Annotated in this window: 16 protein-coding genes and 1 tRNA gene; 10 read left to right on the top strand and 7 right to left on the bottom strand. The window is 66.9% G+C overall.

What is annotated here, in order from left to right; all coding sequences use genetic code 11:
• Nucleotides 1–145 precede the first annotated feature (145 nt).
• Nucleotides 146–1,936 (bottom strand): ABC transporter transmembrane domain-containing protein, encoded by a 1,791-nt coding sequence (locus tag OEZ60_RS20005; protein ID WP_263340165.1) that lies wholly within the window; start codon nt 1,934–1,936, stop codon nt 146–148.
• A gap of 261 nt (nt 1,937–2,197) precedes the next feature.
• Here OEZ60_RS20005 and OEZ60_RS20000 point away from each other — a divergent pair, with 261 nt between their 5' ends.
• The gene (locus tag OEZ60_RS20000; protein WP_263340162.1) at nt 2,198–2,632 is read left to right on the top strand and encodes a universal stress protein; all 435 of its coding nucleotides are present in this window, start codon (nt 2,198–2,200) and stop codon (nt 2,630–2,632) included.
• 24 nt (nt 2,633–2,656) lie between these two features.
• Complete coding sequence (locus OEZ60_RS19995) at nt 2,657–4,204, top strand: alanine/glycine:cation symporter family protein (protein ID WP_263340161.1); 1,548 nt, start codon at nt 2,657–2,659, stop codon at nt 4,202–4,204.
• Between the two features lie 112 nt (nt 4,205–4,316).
• On the opposite strand, the gene OEZ60_RS19990 is transcribed toward OEZ60_RS19995, so the two are convergent.
• A tRNA-Gly gene (locus tag OEZ60_RS19990) sits at nt 4,317–4,390 on the bottom strand.
• A 181-nt stretch (nt 4,391–4,571) separates the two neighbouring features.
• On the opposite strand from OEZ60_RS19990, the gene OEZ60_RS19985 reads away from it, so the two are divergent.
• Genes OEZ60_RS19985 through OEZ60_RS19970 form a run of 4 tightly spaced genes read left to right on the top strand, consistent with a single transcriptional unit; the run spans nt 4,572 to nt 9,706 of the window.
• Nucleotides 4,572–5,822 (top strand): sarcosine oxidase subunit beta family protein, encoded by a 1,251-nt coding sequence (locus OEZ60_RS19985; protein WP_263340159.1) that lies wholly within the window; start codon nt 4,572–4,574, stop codon nt 5,820–5,822.
• Between the two features lie 11 nt (nt 5,823–5,833).
• A complete protein-coding gene (locus tag OEZ60_RS19980; protein ID WP_263340156.1) occupies nt 5,834–6,121 on the top strand; it encodes a sarcosine oxidase subunit delta in 288 nt (95 codons plus the stop codon).
• Between the two features lie 5 nt (nt 6,122–6,126).
• Nucleotides 6,127–9,141, top strand: a complete 3,015-nt coding sequence (locus OEZ60_RS19975; RefSeq protein ID WP_263340216.1) for a sarcosine oxidase subunit alpha family protein — start codon at nt 6,127–6,129, stop codon at nt 9,139–9,141.
• Nucleotides 9,134–9,706 (top strand): sarcosine oxidase subunit gamma, encoded by a 573-nt coding sequence (locus OEZ60_RS19970; protein ID WP_263340153.1) that lies wholly within the window; start codon nt 9,134–9,136, stop codon nt 9,704–9,706. The genes OEZ60_RS19975 and OEZ60_RS19970 overlap by 8 nt, the downstream gene beginning before the upstream one ends.
• Before the next feature lie 172 nt (nt 9,707–9,878).
• On the opposite strand, the gene OEZ60_RS19965 is transcribed toward OEZ60_RS19970, so the two are convergent.
• On the bottom strand, nt 9,879–10,880 hold the full coding sequence (locus OEZ60_RS19965) for a GlxA family transcriptional regulator (protein WP_263340148.1): 1,002 nt from the start codon (nt 10,878–10,880) through the stop codon (nt 9,879–9,881).
• 124 nt (nt 10,881–11,004) lie between these two features.
• Between OEZ60_RS19965 and OEZ60_RS19960 the strand changes: the two genes are divergently transcribed.
• Complete coding sequence (locus tag OEZ60_RS19960) at nt 11,005–11,664, top strand: helix-turn-helix domain-containing protein (RefSeq protein ID WP_263340146.1); 660 nt, start codon at nt 11,005–11,007, stop codon at nt 11,662–11,664.
• 2 nt (nt 11,665–11,666) lie between these two features.
• Here OEZ60_RS19960 and OEZ60_RS19955 read toward each other — a convergent pair whose 3' ends face one another.
• The 4 genes from OEZ60_RS19955 to OEZ60_RS19940 form a co-directional block, all read right to left on the bottom strand.
• Complete coding sequence (locus tag OEZ60_RS19955) at nt 11,667–12,707, bottom strand: heme-dependent oxidative N-demethylase family protein (protein WP_263340144.1); 1,041 nt, start codon at nt 12,705–12,707, stop codon at nt 11,667–11,669.
• A gap of 9 nt (nt 12,708–12,716) precedes the next feature.
• Nucleotides 12,717–13,682, bottom strand: coding sequence for a PDR/VanB family oxidoreductase (locus OEZ60_RS19950; protein ID WP_263340142.1), 966 nt, complete (start codon nt 13,680–13,682; stop codon nt 12,717–12,719).
• Nucleotides 13,679–14,290 (bottom strand): dimethylamine monooxygenase subunit DmmA family protein, encoded by a 612-nt coding sequence (locus tag OEZ60_RS19945; RefSeq protein ID WP_263340139.1) that lies wholly within the window; start codon nt 14,288–14,290, stop codon nt 13,679–13,681. The genes OEZ60_RS19950 and OEZ60_RS19945 overlap by 4 nt, the downstream gene beginning before the upstream one ends.
• Nucleotides 14,291–14,363: 73 nt before the next feature.
• The gene (locus OEZ60_RS19940; protein WP_263340137.1) at nt 14,364–15,497 is read right to left on the bottom strand and encodes an aminomethyltransferase family protein; all 1,134 of its coding nucleotides are present in this window, start codon (nt 15,495–15,497) and stop codon (nt 14,364–14,366) included.
• Between the two features lie 472 nt (nt 15,498–15,969).
• On the opposite strand from OEZ60_RS19940, the gene OEZ60_RS19935 reads away from it, so the two are divergent.
• From OEZ60_RS19935 to OEZ60_RS19925, 3 genes are all read left to right on the top strand, one after another.
• Nucleotides 15,970–17,580, top strand: coding sequence for an APC family permease (locus OEZ60_RS19935; RefSeq protein ID WP_263340135.1), 1,611 nt, complete (start codon nt 15,970–15,972; stop codon nt 17,578–17,580).
• A gap of 196 nt (nt 17,581–17,776) precedes the next feature.
• Nucleotides 17,777–19,147, top strand: coding sequence for an ammonium transporter (locus OEZ60_RS19930; protein ID WP_263340133.1), 1,371 nt, complete (start codon nt 17,777–17,779; stop codon nt 19,145–19,147).
• A gap of 16 nt (nt 19,148–19,163) precedes the next feature.
• Nucleotides 19,164–19,379, top strand: coding sequence for a hypothetical protein (locus OEZ60_RS19925; protein WP_263340130.1), 216 nt, complete (start codon nt 19,164–19,166; stop codon nt 19,377–19,379).
• The last annotated feature ends 192 nt before the right edge of the window (nt 19,380–19,571 follow it).

The raw sequence follows: 19,571 nt of genomic DNA, 5'->3' as shown, positions 1-19,571 counted from the left end.
CCCCTCAGCCCGCTTGGCGGGTCCGCTTTGATCCGAAGATGCGGGCAAAGCGCGCGTGGGGCAAGACCGGCGCGGCAATCGCGACGCGGCGTAAAATCGACAGATGCCGACCGCGGCCACTGGAGCTGCGCGACAACCGGCGCGTCTATTCCGCCGCCAGCCCCTCGGTGAACTGCAGCCGCGCGAGGCGCGCGTAAAGCCCGCCCTCGGCCACGAGCCGGTCATGGGTGCCCGTCGCGACGATGCGGCCGTGATCGAAGACGATGATCCGGTCCGCCTTCTTCACGGTCGCAAGCCGGTGCGCGACGATGATCGTCGTGCGATCCTTCGACACGACCTCGACCGCCTTCTGCACCGCGCGCTCGCTTTCCGCGTCCAGCGCCGAGGTGGCCTCGTCGAGAAGCAGCACCGCGGCATCGCGCAGGATCGCTCGGGCGATGGCGATGCGCTGCTTCTGCCCGCCCGAGAGCATCACGCCGCGCTCGCCGAGCCAGGTGCCGTAGCCGTCGGGGAGCGCCGCGATGAAGTCATGCGCGGCGGCGGCGCGGGCCGCGGCCTCGACCTCGGCATCGCTCGCCTCGGGGCGGCCGTAGCGGATGTTCTCGCGCGCCGAGGCGGCGAAGATCACCGGGTCCTGCGGCACCAGCGCGATCGCCCGGCGGAAATCGGCCCGCGCCATTGCGTCGAGCGGCACGCCGTCGAGCGTGACGCGGCCCCGGTCGGGGTCGTAGAAGCGCAGGAGAAGCTGGATGACGGTCGTCTTGCCCGCCCCGGACGGCCCCACCAGCGCCACCGTCTCGCCGGGCTTCACATGCAGATCGACCGCCTCGAGCGCCGACTGCTCGGGCCGAGTCGGGTAGTGGAAGGTGACGCCCTCGAAGCCGATCTCGCCCCGGACCGGGCGCGGTAGTGCCTGCGGCGCGTCGGGGTCGGTCACGCTGTCACCGGCGCCCAGAAGCTCCACCAGCCGCTCGGTTGCACCGGCCGCGCGCTGCAGTTCGCCCCAGATCTCGGACAAAGCCGCGACCGAGCCCGCCGCCATCACCGCGTAGATCACGAACTGCACCAGCGCGCCCGGCGTCATCGCGCCCGTACGCACGTCGCGCGCGCCGATCCAGAGGACGCCGACGACCCCGGCGAAGACGAGGAAGATGACGATGATCGTCATCACCGCGCGGGTGCGGATCCGGGCCCTGGCGGAATCGAATGCCTTCTCCGTCACCCGGCCGAAGTCCCTGCGCGAATGGTCCTCGTGGGTGAAGGCCTGCACCGTCTGCACCGCGCCCAGCGCCTCGGACGCCGCGCCGGACGAGGCCGCGATCCAGTCCTGGTTCTCGCGGCTGAGGCGGCGCAGCCGCCGTCCCTGGGTGATGATCGGCACGATGACCGCCGGCACGATCAGGAAGACGAGGCCGGTGAGCTTGGCCGAGGTCAGCATCATCAGCACGAGCCCGCCGACGAGGATCAGGAGGTTCCTCAGCGCCACCGAGACCGAGGAGCCGATCACCGACAGGATCAGGGTCGTGTCGGTGGTGATCCGGCTGATGATCTCGCCGGTCAGGGTGCGTTCGTAGAAGGCGGGGCTCATCCCGATCACCCGGTCGAAGACCGCGCGGCGGATGTCGGCCACGACCCTTTCGCCGAGCCTTGTCACGAGGTAGTAGCGCGCCCCGGTGCCGAGCGCGAGCAGCGCCGCGATGCCGATCGCGGCGCCGAAATAGCCGTCGAGCAGCTCCGCGCCGTTGCCGAACTCGTCGATCACCCGGCGCACCGCCTGCGGCAGGAGAAGCGAGACCGAGGCCGTCAGCGTGAGCGCGAGACCGGCGAGCACGACGAGCCCCCGATACGGGGCAATGAAGGGCCAGAGCCCGCCGAGCGCGCCGACGCGCTTCGACGCGGCGCGATCCTCGACCGCGGTGGATTGATGTCGTGCCATTGCGCCTCCGTTCCTGCCCGAGGGTTTAGGCCGAGGGCGCGCGCGGGGCAAGCGGCGCGAAAGTCGCAGGGGCCCGAGACGCCGCGACGCAATGAACGAGCGAATATCTTGACAATGTGCAATATTCTTCGACTGCAACCAGGATATTCCGCAGATATTTCGAAGAAAATTGCGTCATCCTGAAAATGAGGGACGGATTGCGGCTCGGATCGGGCGACACTGAACCACCCGAAGCCTCGGGGCATAACAAGGGAGAGAGAAATGGCAAACATATATGTTGCCGGTTACGACGGAAGCACCGCCGGCCGACGGGCGGTGGACTATGCCGTCGCCCGGGCAGAAGCGGCAGGCGCCGAATTGCTCGTCGCACATGTGCTTGAATGGTCACCCTATTCCTTCCTCACGCCGGAGGAGATCGCCGAGCGGCACAAGCGCCGCACCCAGGAGCTGAAGCGCGCCGAAAGCGCCGTGACCGGCCCGCTGGCGGCGGATCTGTCCGGCAGAGGCGTGAAAATCTCGACCGAGATCCGCTATGGCCATGTCGCCGAAACGCTCTGCGAGATCGCGAAAGAGCATGGCGCATTACAGATCTTCATCGGCCGGACCGGCCATTCCACGGTTGTAGAGCGGCTCTTCGGCTCTGTCGCGGGCACACTCGCGCAGATCGCGCCGGTGCCCTGCACCATCGTGCCTTGACCGGAACAGCACAGGGAACGTGACATGAAACACATCAGGGAAACGCGCATCGCGGCCTCCGCGGCAGGGCTGTCGCTTCTGGCGGGCACCGCAGGCGCCCAGACGCTCGACGAAACCATCAACGCGACCTTCGCGAGCGCCACGGGCTGGTTCGTCAATTTCATCTTCGCCCCCTTCCCGGGAACCTCCTTCCCGTGGATCGTGGCCTGGCTGGTGGTCGCCGCCTCGGTCTTCACCCTCTATTTCGGCTTCATCCAGTTCCGGGTGATCAGGCACTCGATCCAGCTCGTGAAGGGCGACTTCTCCGACCCCAATGACGCGGGCGAGGTCAGCCACTTCCAGGCGCTCGCCACCGCACTCTCGGGCACGGTCGGTCTAGGCAACATCGCCGGCGTGGCGGTCGCGGTCGGCATCGGCGGCCCCGGGGCGACGTTCTGGATGATCCTCGCGGGCCTCCTCGGCATGGCCTCGAAGTTCACCGAATGCACGCTCGGCGTGAAGTACCGCAACGAATACGAGGACGGCACCGTCTCGGGCGGTCCGATGTACTACATCACCAAGGGCTTTGCCGAACGCGGCAAGCCGGGGGGCAAGGTCCTTGCGGCGCTCTTCGCGGTGTTCTGCATCCTCGGCTCGTTCGGCGGCGGCAACATGTTCCAGGCCAACCAGGCGCACCAGCAGCTTTCGGGCGTGCTCGGCGAGTATCCGGGCTGGATCACCGGCGTCGTCTTCGCGATCATCGTCTTCATCGTCATCGTCGGTGGCATCAAGTCGATCGCCCAGGTGACCGAGAAGGTCGTGCCCTTCATGGCGATCCTCTACTGCGGCACCGCGCTCATCATCATCCTGATGAACATCGGCAACATCGGCTGGGCCTTCGGCCAGATCTTCGCGGGAGCCTTCACCGACATGGGCATCGCCGGCGGCGCGGTCGGCGCGCTGATCCAGGGCTTCAAGCGAGCGGCCTTCTCGAACGAGGCAGGCGTCGGTTCCGCTGCCATCGCCCACTCGGCCGTGCGCACGAAAGAGCCGATCACCGAGGGCTTCGTCTCGCTTCTGGAACCTTTCATCGACACCGTCGTGATCTGCACCATGACCGCGCTGGTGATCATCTTCACCCAGCAGCTCATCGTCGATCCCGAAACCGGGCGCTATGTGATGGACGAGGCCACCGGCCGCATCGCGACCATCGACGGCAATTCCGGCGTCGGCCTCACCTCGGCCGCCTTCGCCTCGGCCTTCTCGTGGTTCCCGTATCTCCTGGTGATCGCGGTGGTGCTCTTCGCCTTCTCGACGATGATCTCGTGGTCCTACTACGGGCTCAAGGCCTGGACCTACCTCTTCGGCGAGGGCAAGACGCAGGAGCTGATCTTCAAGCTGCTCTTCTGCTTCTTCGTGATCGTCGGCGCGGCGGCGAGTCTCGGCCCGGTCATCGACTTCTCCGATGCCGCGATCTTCGCGATGGCGGTCGTCAACATCATCGGGCTCTACGTCCTGATGCCGATCGTCAAGCGCGAGGTTGAAAGCTACCTCGGCCGCCTGCGCTCGGGCGAGATCCGCAAGTTCGCCTGACGGCGAAAAGAGATCCGTGACACCAGGGCCGGGCGGGAAACCGCCCGGCTTGTTACGCGCGAAGCGCGCCGGGAGGCGGCGAAGCGCAAGATTGGAATTGTCTGGAAATGACTGGAGCGGGCGGCGGGAATCGAACCCGCGTCTTTAGCTTGGAAGGCTAAGGTCTTACCACTACACAACGCCCGCTCAGAGCTTTGCTACTTAGTCGACCGCCCCGGTGGCGTCAAGGAGCCGCGACGCCCCTCCCCGCCATGCCCCGACACCATCGCACCCCCGATGTCCGAAATGGAAGGGTCGCCGTCCGAATTGCGCGGGGCGTGCGCGGCCGAAATCGGCAAGAGTGCCGGAAACGTCAACGAGGATCGCCATGCGCTATTCCGGCTTCAAAGTCATCAAGGAGGCCCTGACCGGCCACAAGGGCTGGCAGCCCGCCTGGCGCGATCCCGCGCCGCAACCGCACTATGACATCATCGTCATCGGCGGCGGCGGACACGGGCTCGCCACCGCCTATTACCTCGCCAGGCAGTTCGGCCAACACCGGGTCGCGGTGCTGGAAAAGGGCTGGATCGGCGGCGGCAACGTCGGGCGCAACACCACGATCATCCGCTCGAACTACCTCCTCGACGGCAACGAGCCCTTCTACGAGTTCTCGATGAAGCTCTGGGAGAACCTGGAGCAGGACTTCAACTTCAACGCGATGGTCAGCCAGCGCGGCGTGCTCAACCTCTGCCACACCGACGCGCAGCGCGACGCGATGCGCCGGCGCGGCAACGCGATGCGGCTCAATGGCGTCGATGCCGAGCTTCTCGACACCGAGGGCGTGCGCCGGATGGCGCCGTTCCTCAACTTCGAGAGCGCCCGCTTCCCGATCAAGGGCGGGCTTCTGCAGCGCCGCGGCGGCACCGTGCGCCACGATGCGGTGGCCTGGGGCTATGCACGCGGCGCCGACGCGCGCGGCGTCGACATCATCCAGAACTGCGAGGTCACGGGCTTTCGCATCGAGAACGGCCGCGTGAAGGGCGTCGAGACGACCCGCGGCTTCATCGGCGCGGGCAAGGTCGGGGTCGCGGTCGCGGGCTCCTCCTCGAAGGTCATGGGCATGGCCGGGATGCGGCTGCCGATCGAGAGCCACGTCCTGCAGGCCTTCGTCTCGGAGGGGCTGAAGCCGGTCCTGCCCGGCGTCATCACCTACGGCGCGGGGCATTTCTACGTCAGCCAGTCCGACAAGGGCGGGCTCGTCTTCGGCGGCGACATCGACGGCTACAACTCCTATGCCCAGCGCGGCAACCTGCCGGTGGTCGAGGATGTCTGCGAGGGCGGCATGAGCCTGATGCCGATGATCGGCCGGGCCCGGCTTCTGCGGATGTGGGGCGGCATCATGGACATGTCGATGGACGGCTCGCCGATCATCGACAAGACCCATGTCGAAGGGCTCTACTTCAACGGCGGCTGGTGTTACGGCGGCTTCAAGGCGACGCCCGCCTCGGGCTGGGCCTTCGCGCATCTCTTGGCCACCGACACGCCGCATTCCACCGCCAAGGCCTATCGCTTCGACCGGTTCCTCAAGGGGCTGATGATCGACGAAAAGGGCATGGGCGCCCAGCCGAACTTGCACTGACAGGTCCCGACATGATCATCAACCACCCCCTGCTCGGCCCGCGCGACAGCCAGGAGTTCATCTATCTCGGCGACGCGAACCTGATCGAGCGCCCCGACTGGCAGGCCGCGAACGCCGTCGAGACGTTCCACGACTACCTCTACCTCCGTGACAACCCGGCCGGCGAGCACCGCGAGCTCTGGTACCACGAACAGGGCGACCGCAGCTGGCTCGTCGTCACCCGCAACACCGTCACCCACGAGATTTCCAAGGTCGAACTGGCCCGCGACGTGGCCCGGTCGAAGGGACGCAGTAAATGAACCAGATGAACCGTATCAACGGCCAGCCACTCGGCGGCACAGAGGCCACCGGCGCGCCCCGCTCCGGCCAGGCCAACCGCCTTTCCGGCGGCCAGATCGACCACGCGAAGACGCTGAACTTCCGCTTCGACGGCAAGACCTTCCAGGGCCACCCGGGCGACACGCTCGCCTCCGCGCTTCTCGCCAACGGCGTGCGGCTGATGGGCCGTTCGTTCAAGTACCACCGCCCGCGCGGCCCCCTGACCTCGGGTTCCGAGGAGCCGAACGCGCTCATCGAGCTGCGCTCGGGCGCCCGGCAGGAGCCGAACACCCGCGCCACCGTGGCCGAACTCTTCGACGGGCTCGAGGCCATGAGCCAGAACCGCTGGCCGTCTCTCAGCTTTGACGCGCTGGCGATCAACGACCGGCTGTCGACCTTCCTGACGGCGGGCTTCTACTACAAGACCTTCATGTGGCCGAAGGCGTTCTGGGAAAAGCTCTACGAGCCGATCATCCGCCGCGCCGCCGGTCTCGGCAGCCTGTCGATGGAGACCGACCCCGACCTCTACGACAAGGGCTTCCTGCACGCCGACCTCCTGATTGTCGGCTCCGGCCCCGCCGGCCTCGCCGCCGCGCTGACCGCCGGACGGGCCGGCGCTCAGGTTATCCTGGCCGAGGAGGACTTCCTCTTCGGTGGCCGCCTGATCGCCGAGACCTACCGGCTCGGCTCCGGGTCGGGCGCCGACTGGGCCGCCGCCGCGATCACCGAGCTTGCGGCGATGCCGAACGTGCGGCTGATGCCGCGCACCACCGTCATCGGCGCCTTCGACCACGGCATCACCGGCGCGGTGGAGCGGGTCTCCGACCACCTCGCCGTGCCTGCCGCCGGCAAGCCGCGTCAGATCCTCTGGCGGATCTACGCCAAGCGCACGCTCCTCTGCGCCGGCGCGATCGAACGGCCGATCCCGTTCGAGAACAACGACCGCCCCGGCATCCTGCTCGCCGGCGCGATCCGCGCCTACGCCAACCGCTGGGCAGCGACGCCGGGCAAGACGGTCGCGATCTTCACCAACAACGACGACGGCCTCAGAACCGCGACCGACCTGATGGACAAGGGCGTGAGCGTCGCCGCGGTGATCGACACGCGGCCCGAGGGCAAGACGCTGGCGGGGACCACCCATCTCAAGGGCGCCACGGTCATCGACAGCGCCGGCCGGCTCGGCCTGACCGGGATCACCGTGCGGCTCGGCACCGGCGAGACCCGCCAGATCGCCTGCACCGCGCTCGGCGTCTCGGGCGGCTGGAACCCCAACGTCCACCTGACCTGCCACCAGCGCGGCCGCCCGGTCTGGGACGCGAAGATCGCTGCCTTCGTGCCGGGCGCCGACCTGCCGCCGAGCATGAGCGTCGCCGGCGCGGCGACGGGCGACCTCACGACCTCCGGCGCGCTCGCGTCCGGTGCCGCGGGCGCGGTCGCGGCCCTCGATGCGCTCGGCATCACCGCCCGTGCGGCGGAGCTGCCCGAGGCCGAGGACGCGCCGGTGAACGTGACGCCCTTCTGGTACGTCAAACACGGCAAGGGCCGCGCCTGGATCGACCAGCAGAACGACGTGACCGTGAAGGACGTCAAGCTCGCCCACCAGGAGGGCTACCGCTCGGTCGAGCACCTCAAGCGCTACACCACGCTCGGCATGGCGACCGACCAGGGCAAGACCTCGAACATGGCCGGCCTCGCGGTCATGGCCGAACTGACCTCGAAGTCGATCCCGGCGACCGGCACGACGATCTTCCGCCCGCCCTACACGCCGGTGCCGATCGCCACCTTCGCCGGCCGCTCGGCGGGCAAGGACTTCCGCCCGGTCCGCCAGACCCCCTCGCATAATTGGGCCGCCGAACAGGGCGCGGTCTTCGTCGAGGTCGGCATGTGGAAGCGCGCCCAGTGGTTCCCGCGCCAGGGCGAGACCCACTGGCGCCAGTCGGTCGACCGCGAGGTGCTGGCCACCCGGAACTCGGTCGGGATCTGCGACGTGACCACGCTCGGCAAGATCGACGTGCAGGGCACCGACGCGGCCGAGTTCCTCAACCGCGTCTACGCCAACCCCTTCGCCAAGCTCGCCGTCGGCAAGGTCCGCTACGGGCTGATGCTGCGCGAGGACGGGATGGCGATGGACGACGGCACCACCGCGCGGCTCGCCGAGGACCATTTCGTCACCACGACCACGACCGCGAACGCCGTCGGCGTCTACCGCCACATGGAGTTCTGCCGCCAGTGCCTCTGGCCCGACCTCGACGTGCAGATCATCTCCACGACCGAGGCCTGGGCGCAGTTCTCGGTCGCCGGCCCGAACGCCCGCAAGCTCCTGCAGAAGATCGTCGATCCCGGGCATGACATCTCGAACGAGGCCTTCCCCTACATGGGTTGCGGCGAGATCACCGTCTGCGGAGGCCTGCGCGCCCGGCTCTTCCGGATCTCGTTCTCGGGCGAGCTTGCCTACGAGATCGCGGTGCCGACCCGCTATGGCGACGGGCTGATCCGCGCCATGGTCGAGGCCGGCAAGCAGTACGACGCGGTGGTCTACGGCACCGAGGCGCTCAGCGTGATGCGGATCGAAAAGGGCCATGCCGCCGGCAACGAGCTCAACGGCACCACGACCGCGCGCAATCTCGGCATGGCCGGGATGGTGTCGAAGAAGAAGGACGCGATCGGCTCGACGCTTTCCGAACGCGAAGGCCTGAACCGCGACGACGCCCTCGCGCTCGTCGGCTTCCGGCCGGTGGACCGGTCGCGGCCGCTCGTCGCGGGCTCGCATTTCATCAATGCGGGCGCCGAGGCCAATGCCGCGAACGACCAGGGCTACATGACCTCGGTCGCCTTCTCGCCGAACCTCGGCCATTCGGTCGGGCTCGGCTTCCTCAAGAGTGGCGGCGCCCGCAAGGGCGAGACTCTCCGCGCCGTCAACCCGCTGAACAACGAAGAGGTCGAGGTCGAAGTGGTCAGCGCCCACTTCATCGACCCGGAAGGAGACCGCCTCCGTGCCTGATCACAGCCTCGCCCCCCTGCTGCCGCTCGGCGGCGCCACCCCGCGCCGCGACACCTTCGCGGGCCTCACGATCACCGAGAACCCCGATGTCGCGATCGCCTCGGTCGCCTGCCGGATGGGCCGCGACGCCGATCTCGCGAAGGCCGCCGCGGCGCTCTTCGGCACCGCCCTGCCGGTGCCCGGCCAGATGGTGGCGAAGGGCGACTGGGCCCTCTTCTGGACCGGTCCCGGCCAGTGGATGGCCACCGCGCCCTTCGCGACCCACGAGGACATCTCGCGGATCGTCAAGGCCGGCCTCGGCGACACCGCCTCGGTGACCGAGCAGACCGACGCCTGGGTGCGTTTCGACATCGACGGCGCCCGCGCGCCCGACATGTTCGAGCGGCTCTGCATCCTCGACACCCGCCGGATGGCGGCGGGCAGCGCCAACCGCACGATGATCGAGCATCTCGGCACCTTCGTCCTCTGCCACCGCGCGGGCGAGGCGTTCAGCGTGCTCGGCCCGCGGTCGGCCGCGGCCTCGCTGCATCACGCGCTCGTCGCGGCGGCGAAAAGCGCGATCTGAGGCGGCCTTGACCTGACGGGCCGGATGACCCCTCGGCGCTTCCCTCCCCCCTCGTGGGGGAGGGAGAGGGAGGGGGGCGGCTGACCGCGAAGCCCCCCACCCCCATCCCCTCCCCACGAGGGGGAGGGGAGGCGCCCGGACTCCCCGCGAAATCTCCCGGCCGGATCGTGGCCTAGACCGAGGGGATCGGCGCGTTCCCCTGGACGCGGATCGAGTTGATCGCCTTGCGGTCCTCCTGCGGTGTCACGCCGAAGGCCTGGATGTAGTGGCGCACCATCGGCGTCGAGCTCGCGTAGCCGACCGACAGCGCGATATCCGTCATCGTGTCGTTGGAATAGAGCGCGAGTTGGCGCGCCTTCTTCATCCGGAGCATACGGTAGTATTTCAGCGGGCTCTGCCCGGTCGCGCGCTGGAAAGTCCGGTCGAGCTGGCGCGCCGAGAGCGCCACCGCCTCGGCTACCTCGGCGATCTGGATCGGCTGCTCGACATGCTCGGCGAAAAGCCGGATCGCCTTCGCCACCGCCTCGGGCAGCATGTCCTCGGTCCGGTCGGTCCGGTGCGTCGGGATCCGCTGGCTCACGTCCTCGCCGCGCACCAGCGGATGCTGGAACCAGCAGGCGACCTCGGTCATGGTCTCGGCGCCGATCTCGGCGTCGATGAGCCCCAGCATCAGGTCAAAGACCGCCGCCGCGCCGGCCGCCGTCACCCTGCCCCGGTCGATGGTGATGACGTTGGCGCTGGCCCGGATCTCGGGGAACTCGGCCTTGAACGCCGCCTCGTAGCACCAGTGCACCGCGCAGGTATGGCCGTCCATCAGCCCGCTCCGCGCCAGCGGGAAGATCCCGCCGCTGAAACCGCCGATCGCGACCCCGTGCCGCGCGAGCTTCCGCACCGCCGCATTCGCGCTGCGCGGGTTGTCGAACCGTCCGGCCGGGCCGCTGAGGAAATGCAGCTGGTCGACGCCCTCGAGATCGGCGAGCCGCACATCCGGGTCGAAGCCGACCCGCGCGCTCGACACCACCCGCTCGCCGCTCTCGCCCACCACGGTCCAGGAGAACGCCTCGCGCCCGACGATCTCGTTGGCCGCGCGCAAAGGCTCGATCGCCGAGGTCAGGCAGGCCATCGGGAAGCCGGGGAAGATCAGGAAGCCGAGGTACTTGCTATTTTTTTTCATCGCGGAGTATGGTGGTTTCACTTGCAGGAATATCTTTCTACCCCATATAAGGCCACGATTTCCTGCGTTGGCGCCGTTCCGGCAGACTAGCGCAGCGGCGCAGCCCAAAGGAAGAGGTCATACCGTGAACGCTCCGAAGTCGAAGACGGCTGCCGCCGCCGCCTCGCCCCTGAAGCAGGATCCGCACCGCACCTCCGAGCCGCGCGAGAAGGTGCTCGAAGTGGCGATCGGCCGCGCGGTGCGCAGTTTCCGGCGCCAGAAGGCGATGACGGTCGCGGAACTGTCGAAGCGCACCGGGCTCTCGATCGGGATGCTGTCGAAGATCGAGAACGGCGTCACCTCGCCGTCGCTGACGACGCTGCAGACGCTGTCCAATGCGCTCAGCGTGCCGCTCACCGGCTTCTTCCGCCGCTACGAGGAACACCGCGAGGCGATGCATGTGAAGGCCGGCGAGGCGGTCGAAATGGAGCGCGCGGGCACCCGCGCGGGCCACCAGTACCACCTCCTTGGTCATATCGGCGCCAATGCGAGCGGCGTGATCGTCGAGCCCTACCTGATCACGCTCACCGAAACCTCGGATGTGTTCCCGACCTTCCAGCACGACGGGATCGAGTTCCTGCACATGCTCGAGGGCGAGGTCGAGTACCTGCACGGCGACGAGACCTATCTCCTGCAGCCGGGCGACAGCCTGATCTTCGACGCCGACGCGCCGCACGGGCCGGTCGGCTTGAACAAGCTGCCGGCCCGTTACCTGTCGGTCATCACCTACCCGCAGGCGGACTGAACTCAGTCCGGCCAGATCCCCGGCGAGGTCGGCGCGCCGTCGTCGTACTTCGACAGCCATTCGACGATCTTCGGCCGGTTGTTGATGAAGCCCTTGTAGGTCGCCAGTTCCACCGGCAGGTCGCGGATCACCCGGTGGAATCGGCGCCCCCATTTCGGCACCGTCACCAGGTCCTCGAGCCTGATCAGGTAGCAGCGGATCGGGAACACCAGCGCGTTCGAGCGCGGCAGGCGGAACAGCGTCTGCAGCTCGACCCTGAGATGCATCATCCGGCCGACGTTCTCGGCCGTCAGCTCCTGCTTCATCGCGCCCCACTTGTGGTAGTTCTCGGGGCTGGTGTCGAGGAGCGGGTTGATCGTCATCGTCCAGTTCAGCCGCCGAGCCGGCGCGCCCTGCTGGATGTTGAGCAGGAACTTCAGCGCGCGCACGAAGACGCCCATCTCATGCGCCTTCGGCACCGGGGCATGCCATTCGAAGAAGTTCATGCCGATGTCGAAGTCGAGCGACCAGTCGGCCTGGGTGGTGACCATGCCGGCGTCCATCCACAGGTTGTCGTCGCGCTGGTCGAGGATCGCGAAATCGCCCTGGGTCTGGCGGGTGATGTATTCCATCGGCCCGTAGGGCAGCGTCGTCTCGTCGAGGAAGGTGAAGGTGTCGTCGATCCCGAGCGGCCGGTTGATCCAGCGCCAGCGGTCGCCGTCCCGGTGCAGCTCGAAGAGGTCGGGATATTCCTCCGCCTTCGCGGTCATGATCAGCTCGACCAGGTCCCAACCCGCCAGCGTCATGTGCGGCAGCGACTGACAGCGCAGCGGATCGTCGGCCAGCACCCGCGCCCGGTCCTTCATCTCGGCGACATAGTGCTCGTCGACGTCGAAGGTGCGCTCGTAAACGCTGCCCGGCCGGTAGGATTTGTGCGGCTCGAGGTTGACCGAGTACATGTAGCTGTCCTCGGGGAACGGGAACGGGAACCTTTGCACCGCTTTCGGCGAGTTGCGGAAGGTGAAGTCGCCGTAGAAGGTCTCGTCGTTGAAGTTGATCGTCATCCTCGCCTCCTATCGGTCGAGCACGAGGGTCTTGCCCTCGAACCGCGACACGCATGGCATGATCTTCTTGCCGCTGGATTTCTGGTCGTCGGTCAGCCAGTGGTCGTTGTGCAGGAACTTGCCGTCATAGCCGATCACGTCGGTCTCGCACTGGCCGCAGGCGCCGCCGCGGCAGAGATAGGGCGCATCGACCCCGGCCTCCTCGATCGCCTCCAGAAGGCTCTGGTGCTCGCCAACCTTGATCACCTTGTTCGACAGGGCGAGCTTGACCTCGAAGGGCTTGCCCGAGGCCGGGGCGAGGAATTCCTCGTGATGGACCGCCTCGCGTGGCCAGCCAAGCTCCTCGGCGGTCTTGCGCACCCAGGCGATCATTCCCTTCGGCCCGCAGACATAGAGATGCGTGCCGAGCGGCTGACCGTCGAGCAGGCGTTCGAGCTTGATCGCCTCGCCGCGGTCGTCGTGGTAGATGTGCACCCGCGTCGGATGGGTGGCATGCAGCTCGTCAGCATAGGTCGCGAGTGCCGCGGTGCGCACGGCGTAATGCAGTTCGAAATTGCCGTTCATCGCGGTGAGCTGCTTGATCTGCGCCATGAACGGCGTGATCCCGATGCCGCCCGCGATCATCAGGTGCTTGCGCGCCCTGAGATCGAGCGAGAAGAGGTTGACCGGGTTGCTCACCACCATCTTCATGCCCTGATGGACCTTGGTGTGCATGTAGAGCGACCCGCCTCGGCCCGCGTCGTCGCGCCGGACCGAGATGCTGAAGCCGCTGCGATCGGCTGGATCGCTCATCAGCGAATAGGGGTTGAGCCGGGTGCGGCCGCCGTCCTGCATCTCGACAACGGTGTGCGCGCCGCCGGAAAACGTCGGCATCGGCCCGCCGTCGCTGCGGACGAAGCGGAAGCGGGTGACAAGCTCGTTCACCGGGGTGACGTCGGCCACGGTGACGTCGATTTTTTCTGTTCCTGCGCTCATCTGAAACGCTCCACCGGTTCGGGAATGTTGCCGGGATCCTCGGCATCGACGCGCACGCCCTGGAAGGCGGCGAGCCGGCGCGAATAGTGATCGCGGACGAAGAGGTGCAGGCCGCAATGGGAGCAGACGAAGGGATCGGTGGTCACGTCCTCGGTAATGCCCTTGCAGTGCACGCACTGCATGCGCCGCGCGGTCGAGCCGCGATGCTCGGCCTGGATCGCGCCGTAAGGAATGCCGGCCTGGGCCGCCTCCTGCATCGCCTGGCCCATCAGGCTCTCGGTGCCGGCGAGATAAACCTGCAGGCCCATATGCGCGCCGAGAAGCGTGCGGCGCAGCCGCGGCACGGCGGCCTCGTAGGTCGGCCCCGAGTAGAATTGCGCGGGCTTCAGGCCGCGCAGGCGCTCGGTATAAGTGCTGGCGGTCGCCTTGCGGATATGGATGACGTGGGCGTGGTCGAAGAAGCCGGACGGCGCCACCTCGGCGAGGGCGAGGATCGCCTCGGCGCCCTCGGCATCGGCGACGAGAAGATGCGCCTTGCCCGGCCGCGGCTCCAGCCGGCTGTAGACCGGGCGGCTCGCGATCGATGGTGTGATCGTGGTTTCAATCATTGATGGATGCTCCTCCCTGACGGTGCGGCCGGAATGCGCGGCGCAGGGTCGACCCCCGCGCCGCGCCACCGCCTCAGCCCTTGGCCGTCCGGCGCTTCTTCTCAGGGTCGTAGAACGGCATGGAGTGGGCGACACAGGGAATCTCCCCGGCGTCGCACTTGACCGTCATCCGCACGCCGTCGACCGCACATTCGACCGGCATCCGCGCGATCGCGATGTTATGCTTGTTGAGGCTGGAATACATCCCTTGCGTGACCACGCCGACCTGCTTGCCGTCCATCGTCAGCGCCGCACCGTTCTCCGGCACCGTCGTGCCTTCGAGCTTCAGCCCGTAGATCTTGAACCGCTCCTTGCCCTTCAGCCGGTAATGCTCCTCCGCGCCGCGGAACCCGGTCTTGCCCGGCGAGACGGTGAAGTCGAGCCCGAGTTCCCAGAGCGTGTCGCCCGGCCCCTCGTTGTCGAACGGATACATCTCCGAGTTGTCGTAGGGGAAGAACAGGAGGTAGCTTTCCGTCCTTAGCAGGTCGAGCGTGGTGAAGCGGCAGGGGATGATCCCCATCGACGCGCCTTCCTCGAGGATGCGGTCCCAGATCCCCGGCGCGTCCTGGCCGCGGCAGAAGATCTCGTAGCCGCGCTCGCCGGTATAGCCGGTGCGCGAGATCGTCACCGGCAGGCCGAAGAGCGACGTGTGCATGTGGCTGAAGTAGTTGAGCTGGCGGATGCCCGGCACATGCTCCTGCAGGTACTCGACGGCGAGCGGCCCCTGCAGCGACAGGTCGTGGAGATTGTCGTCGAAGCGGATCGAGACATCGCGGCCGGTCGCGGCCATCGTCAGCTGCTCATGCGCCTGGCCCGAACCGTGCACGACCATCCAGCTGTTCGGTCCCATCCGGTAGATGACGCAGTCGTCGACGAACTTGCCGGCGTCGTTGAGCATCGCCGCATAGGCCGAGCGGCCCGGCATGATCTTCTCGACATTGCGCGTGGTGGCGCGGTCGATGACATGGCTCGCGGCCGGGCCGGTCAGATGCACTTTCTTCAGGCCCGACACATCCATCAGACCCGCCTTGGTGCGGATCGCGAGGTACTCCTTCTCCGGATCGCCGGAATAGGACCAGGCCGTGCCCATTCCGCTCCAGTCCTCGAGCGCCGAGCCGAGCTTTCGGTGCCGCTCGCCGAGGGTCGAGAATCGCCAAGATGCCGTCATGCGTAACTCCCTGATGCTGTTCCGCCGAGTGATGGGCCGGCGGTTCGGATGGATTGATGTTGACAGAAGGTGGGTTTCGAAAGCAACACTTAACTGAATATTATTTTCCTAAGAGGCAACAAATGCCGGCTTCCGGGCTGAAATCGTTGCTCAATCTCCCCCTCGGCGAGGGTGGGCCGGCGCGTGCGCGTGGCACCGCGCTCCGGGTCCCTGCCCCCGCGGTGTGCGAAATTGCACTGGGGAAACATGTGCTTGCGGGCGCAATGGCGCGCCGAATCACTTCGCGCCGTCAATGCGGCGCCGCGCCGCAGCCCGTCCCGCCCTCCGCCCCGGCCCGAGAAACAGCCGGAGCCACCCGCCGCCGAAACAGCGCGAATCGGTTTCGGCCTGCGGGGACCGGACCAGGCCCGGCGATCCGCCGCGGCCCGCCCCACGAGAAGACCAAAGTCACCCAACAGGACAGGAAAACGCGATGACCGACACGATCTATGAAAGCCCCGGCACGGGGGTGAAGGCGGGCGAAGGCGGCATGCTGTTTCGCTCGATCGGCTGGAAGGACGCTTTCTGGATGGCCTCCGGCGTTCCGGCGCTGGTGCTCTTTTCGATCGGCGGCATCGCCGCGACGGTCGGCAACCCGTCCTGGGTGATCTGGATGCTCTCGGTGACCTTCGGCTTCATCCAGGCCTTCACCTATGCCGAGATCGCCGGGCTCTTCCCCAACAAATCGGGCGGCGCCTCGGTCTATGGCGCGGCCGCCTGGGTGCGCTACTCGAAGATCATCGCGCCGCTGTCGGTCTGGTGCAACTGGCTCGCCTGGACGCCGGTGCTGGCGATCGGCTCCGGCCTCGCGGCGGGCTACATCCTCAATTCCTTCTTCGGCGCCGACGCCGCGATCAACGCCTGGCAGATCACGCTGGTCGATCTCGGCTTCGTCAACGAGGGGCTGACGCTGCGGATCAACGCGACCTCGATCATCGGCACGGTGATCCTGCTTGGCGTCTTCGCCGCGCAGCACCACGGTATCTCGCGCGCCGCCAAGATCCAGACCTTCATCGGCCTCGCGGTGCTGATCCCGCTCCTGATCGTCGGCCTCGTGCCGCTGCTGACCGGTGACGTGCTCAACGCCAACCTGATGCCGCTCCTGCCGAGCTCGGGCGCCTGGGACACCAATGGCTGGACGCTGTTCCTCGGCGGCCTCTTCATCGCCGCCTGGTCGACCTACGGCTTCGAGACCGCGGTCTGCTACACCAGCGAGTTCCGCGACCCCAAGACCGACACCTTCCGCTCGATCTTCTTCGCGGGCCTCGTCTGCATCGTGATCTTCTCGCTCGTGCCGCTCGCCTTCCAGGGCGTGCTCGGGGTCGAGGGCATCCTGCAGCCGGGCATCGTCGACGGCACCGCGGTCGCCGGCGCGATGGCGCACATGGTCGGCGGCGGCTCGGCGGTGGCGGCGATCATGGTGGTGATGCTCTGCCTCGCGCTCGTCCTGTCGATCATGACCTCGATGGCGGGCTCCTCGCGCACGCTCTACCAGGGTTCGGTCGACGGCTGGCTGCCGCGCTACCTCAGCCATGTCAACGAGCACGGCGCGCCGACCAAGGCGATGTGGACCGATCTCGGCTTCAACCTCATCCTGCTGATGATGTCGGACTACCTCTTCATCCTCGCCGCCTCGAACGTCTGCTACCTGGTGTTCAACTTCCTCAACCTGCATTCCGGCTGGATCCACCGCATCGACAGCGGCCATGTCGAGCGGCCGTGGAAGGCGCCGAACATCCTGCTGTGGCTCGGCGGCATCCTCGCCTTCTTCAACGCCATGCTGATCGGCGCCGGGGCCAACGTCTGGGGCGAAGGCACGCTGCGCACCGCGATCTTCGCGATCCTGCTGATCGTCCCGGTCTTCGCCTGGCGGCACTGGGTCATCGACAAGGGCAAGTTCCCGCACGAGATGCTCGAGGACCTGACCGTCGGCGGCGTCGACCCCGACCACGGCAAGCGCAAGGCGGGGTTCCTGCCCTACCTCACAATCGCGGCGGGCATTGCTGTCGTCGTGATCGCCAACCAGATGTTCCAGCTGTCGTAAGCCAGCCGAGACAACGGGCCCGGGCGGTATTTCGCCCGGGCTTTTTTGTTAAGAAAGTTTCCCTAAATCCCAGTCACTTCGGCCGCTCCGACCGTCCAACAGTCGAAATTTCGTTGACTCACGCGATCCGAATAGTTTCCCATTGTGAAATTACTTTCACTGCGAGGTAAAATCTCGCCAATCAGGGAGACGCGAAGTGAACGGTAATCTCGAAGCACTATCGACCGTCTTTACCGAGTTCTACTACTGGGTGACGGTCGTCTTCATGTTCCTGATCCATGTCGGCTTCTGCATGTACGAAGTCGGCGCGAGCCGGCGCAGGAACCACATGCACACATTGATGAAGAACGTCATGATCATCCCTCTGGTCACCGTGACGTTCTTCTTCTTCGGCTGGTGGATCTACTGGGCCTTCCCGGATTTCCCTTTCTTCGGCGGCCTCAACCACGAGATGGGCGACGCCAACCTGCCCTGGTCCAAGACGATGGCCACCAATCTCGGCGACCGGATCACCGGCGTCTTCTGGGCGGCGTTCCTGCTGTTCTCCTGGACCGCCGCCTCGATCGTCTCGGGCGCGGTGATCGAGCGCATCCGCTCGAGCGCGCTCTGGGTCCACGCGGTGATGATCGGGTCGGTCTGGTGGATCATCGACGCCGCCTGGGGCTGGCACTATGGCGGCTGGATGGTGCGGATCCTCGGCTACCATGACGCCTATGCGTCGGGCGTGATCCATGCGATCGCCGGCGGCTACGCGCTCGGCGTGATCATGGTGCTCGGGCCGCGGCTCGGCAAATTCGCCGCCGACGGGACGCCGCGCGACATCCCCCCGCACAATCCGTGGATGCTGACCATCGGCCTGTTCCTGATCTACACCGGCTTCTGGGGCTTCTACGCGGCCTGCAACGTGCCCGTGATCTCGCCCGAGGCGATCGGCGGCCAGATCACCGGCACCACCTGGACCGCGACCAACATCTACCTCGCGCCGACGACGCTCTCGGCCATCACCTTCAACTTCCTGATGTCGCTCTCGGGCGGGCTGATGGCGGCTTACGTGGTGTCGAAGGGCGATGCGTTTTGGACGTTCTCGGGCGGCCTCGCCGGGGTGATCACCGCATCCGCCGGCAACGATCTCTACCACCCGGTCCAGGCGATGCTGGTCGGCGCCGTCGGGGTCGTGATCGTCTACCACCTGCACTACTGGGTCGAACGCCGCTTCAAGCTCGACGACGCGGTCGGCGCGGTCGCGGTGCATGGCTATTCCGGCGTCATCGGCCTGATCATCGCCGGCTTCCTGCTCTGGGGTGCCCCGTCGTCGCCGTTTGAGGGCTACGCGACGATCAACCCGATCGGACAGACGGCCGGTGCGGTGATCATGTTCCTCGTCCTCGGCTTCGTGCCGGGCTGGGCTCTCGCCAGGGTCCAGGCCGCGGTCGGCGTGCTCAGGATCCCCGAAGAGGTCGAACTCCAGGGCCTCGATTACGCCGAGCACCATGCCTACGAAGACGCCAAGGCGGCGATCATCGAAGCCGACAAGGCATATCTGGCCACCAACCTCAAAGCCTCGTGACGAAGGGAGAACCATCATGTCAACGATCGGATACGAGACCTGGGCCGTCGATCTTGCCGAAGTGGGCGCGGTCTATCCGTTCCAGGGCCACGAGTTCCTGATGACGCTGCTCGGCGTCGCCTTCTGGATCGGCTGGCACCGGATCCAGTTCGTCCGGGAAGGCCGCCACCTCGACAAGGCGCGCCATATCGGGGATCCCGACAAGATCACCAAGGCGCTCGAACGTTACTGACACGCCGCGCACCCGGGCGAGTCGGATCTCGCCCGGGTTGCCCAATATGAATATTTGTTTCCTATTAGTTGATGTGTGTATGGAATGGTGCTAGCGTTTTGGGGAGACGATCCAAGGGAGTCGAAGATGTGCGGGATTGTGGGACTGTTTTTGAAGGACCGGTCGCTGGAGCCTCGGCTCGGGGCGCTTCTG

The organism is Albidovulum salinarum (genome assembly GCF_025673475.1).
In the GTDB taxonomy this organism is placed as follows: Bacteria; Pseudomonadota; Alphaproteobacteria; order Rhodobacterales; family Rhodobacteraceae; genus Albidovulum; species Albidovulum salinarum.
The sequence above is the reverse complement of the archived record's forward strand: the minus strand, read 5'-3'. Positions and strand labels throughout refer to the sequence as shown.

What these genes read in the sequence shown, in the direction of transcription:
- OEZ60_RS20005 (WP_263340165.1), bottom strand. Translation starts at nt 1,936, where the DNA reads ATGGCACGACATCAATCCACCGCGGTCGAGGATCGCGCCGCGTCGAAG.
- OEZ60_RS20000 (WP_263340162.1), top strand. Translation starts at nt 2,198, where the DNA reads ATGGCAAACATATATGTTGCCGGTTACGACGGAAGCACCGCCGGCCGA.
- OEZ60_RS19995 (WP_263340161.1), top strand. Translation starts at nt 2,657, where the DNA reads ATGAAACACATCAGGGAAACGCGCATCGCGGCCTCCGCGGCAGGGCTG.
- OEZ60_RS19985 (WP_263340159.1), top strand. Translation starts at nt 4,572, where the DNA reads ATGCGCTATTCCGGCTTCAAAGTCATCAAGGAGGCCCTGACCGGCCAC.
- OEZ60_RS19980 (WP_263340156.1), top strand. Translation starts at nt 5,834, where the DNA reads ATGATCATCAACCACCCCCTGCTCGGCCCGCGCGACAGCCAGGAGTTC.
- OEZ60_RS19975 (WP_263340216.1), top strand. Translation starts at nt 6,127, where the DNA reads ATGAACCGTATCAACGGCCAGCCACTCGGCGGCACAGAGGCCACCGGC.
- OEZ60_RS19965 (WP_263340148.1), bottom strand. Translation starts at nt 10,880, where the DNA reads ATGAAAAAAAATAGCAAGTACCTCGGCTTCCTGATCTTCCCCGGCTTC.
- OEZ60_RS19955 (WP_263340144.1), bottom strand. Translation starts at nt 12,707, where the DNA reads ATGACGATCAACTTCAACGACGAGACCTTCTACGGCGACTTCACCTTC.
- OEZ60_RS19950 (WP_263340142.1), bottom strand. Translation starts at nt 13,682, where the DNA reads ATGAGCGCAGGAACAGAAAAAATCGACGTCACCGTGGCCGACGTCACC.
- OEZ60_RS19945 (WP_263340139.1), bottom strand. Translation starts at nt 14,290, where the DNA reads ATGATTGAAACCACGATCACACCATCGATCGCGAGCCGCCCGGTCTAC.
- OEZ60_RS19940 (WP_263340137.1), bottom strand. Translation starts at nt 15,497, where the DNA reads ATGACGGCATCTTGGCGATTCTCGACCCTCGGCGAGCGGCACCGAAAG.
- OEZ60_RS19935 (WP_263340135.1), top strand. Translation starts at nt 15,970, where the DNA reads ATGACCGACACGATCTATGAAAGCCCCGGCACGGGGGTGAAGGCGGGC.
- OEZ60_RS19925 (WP_263340130.1), top strand. Translation starts at nt 19,164, where the DNA reads ATGTCAACGATCGGATACGAGACCTGGGCCGTCGATCTTGCCGAAGTG.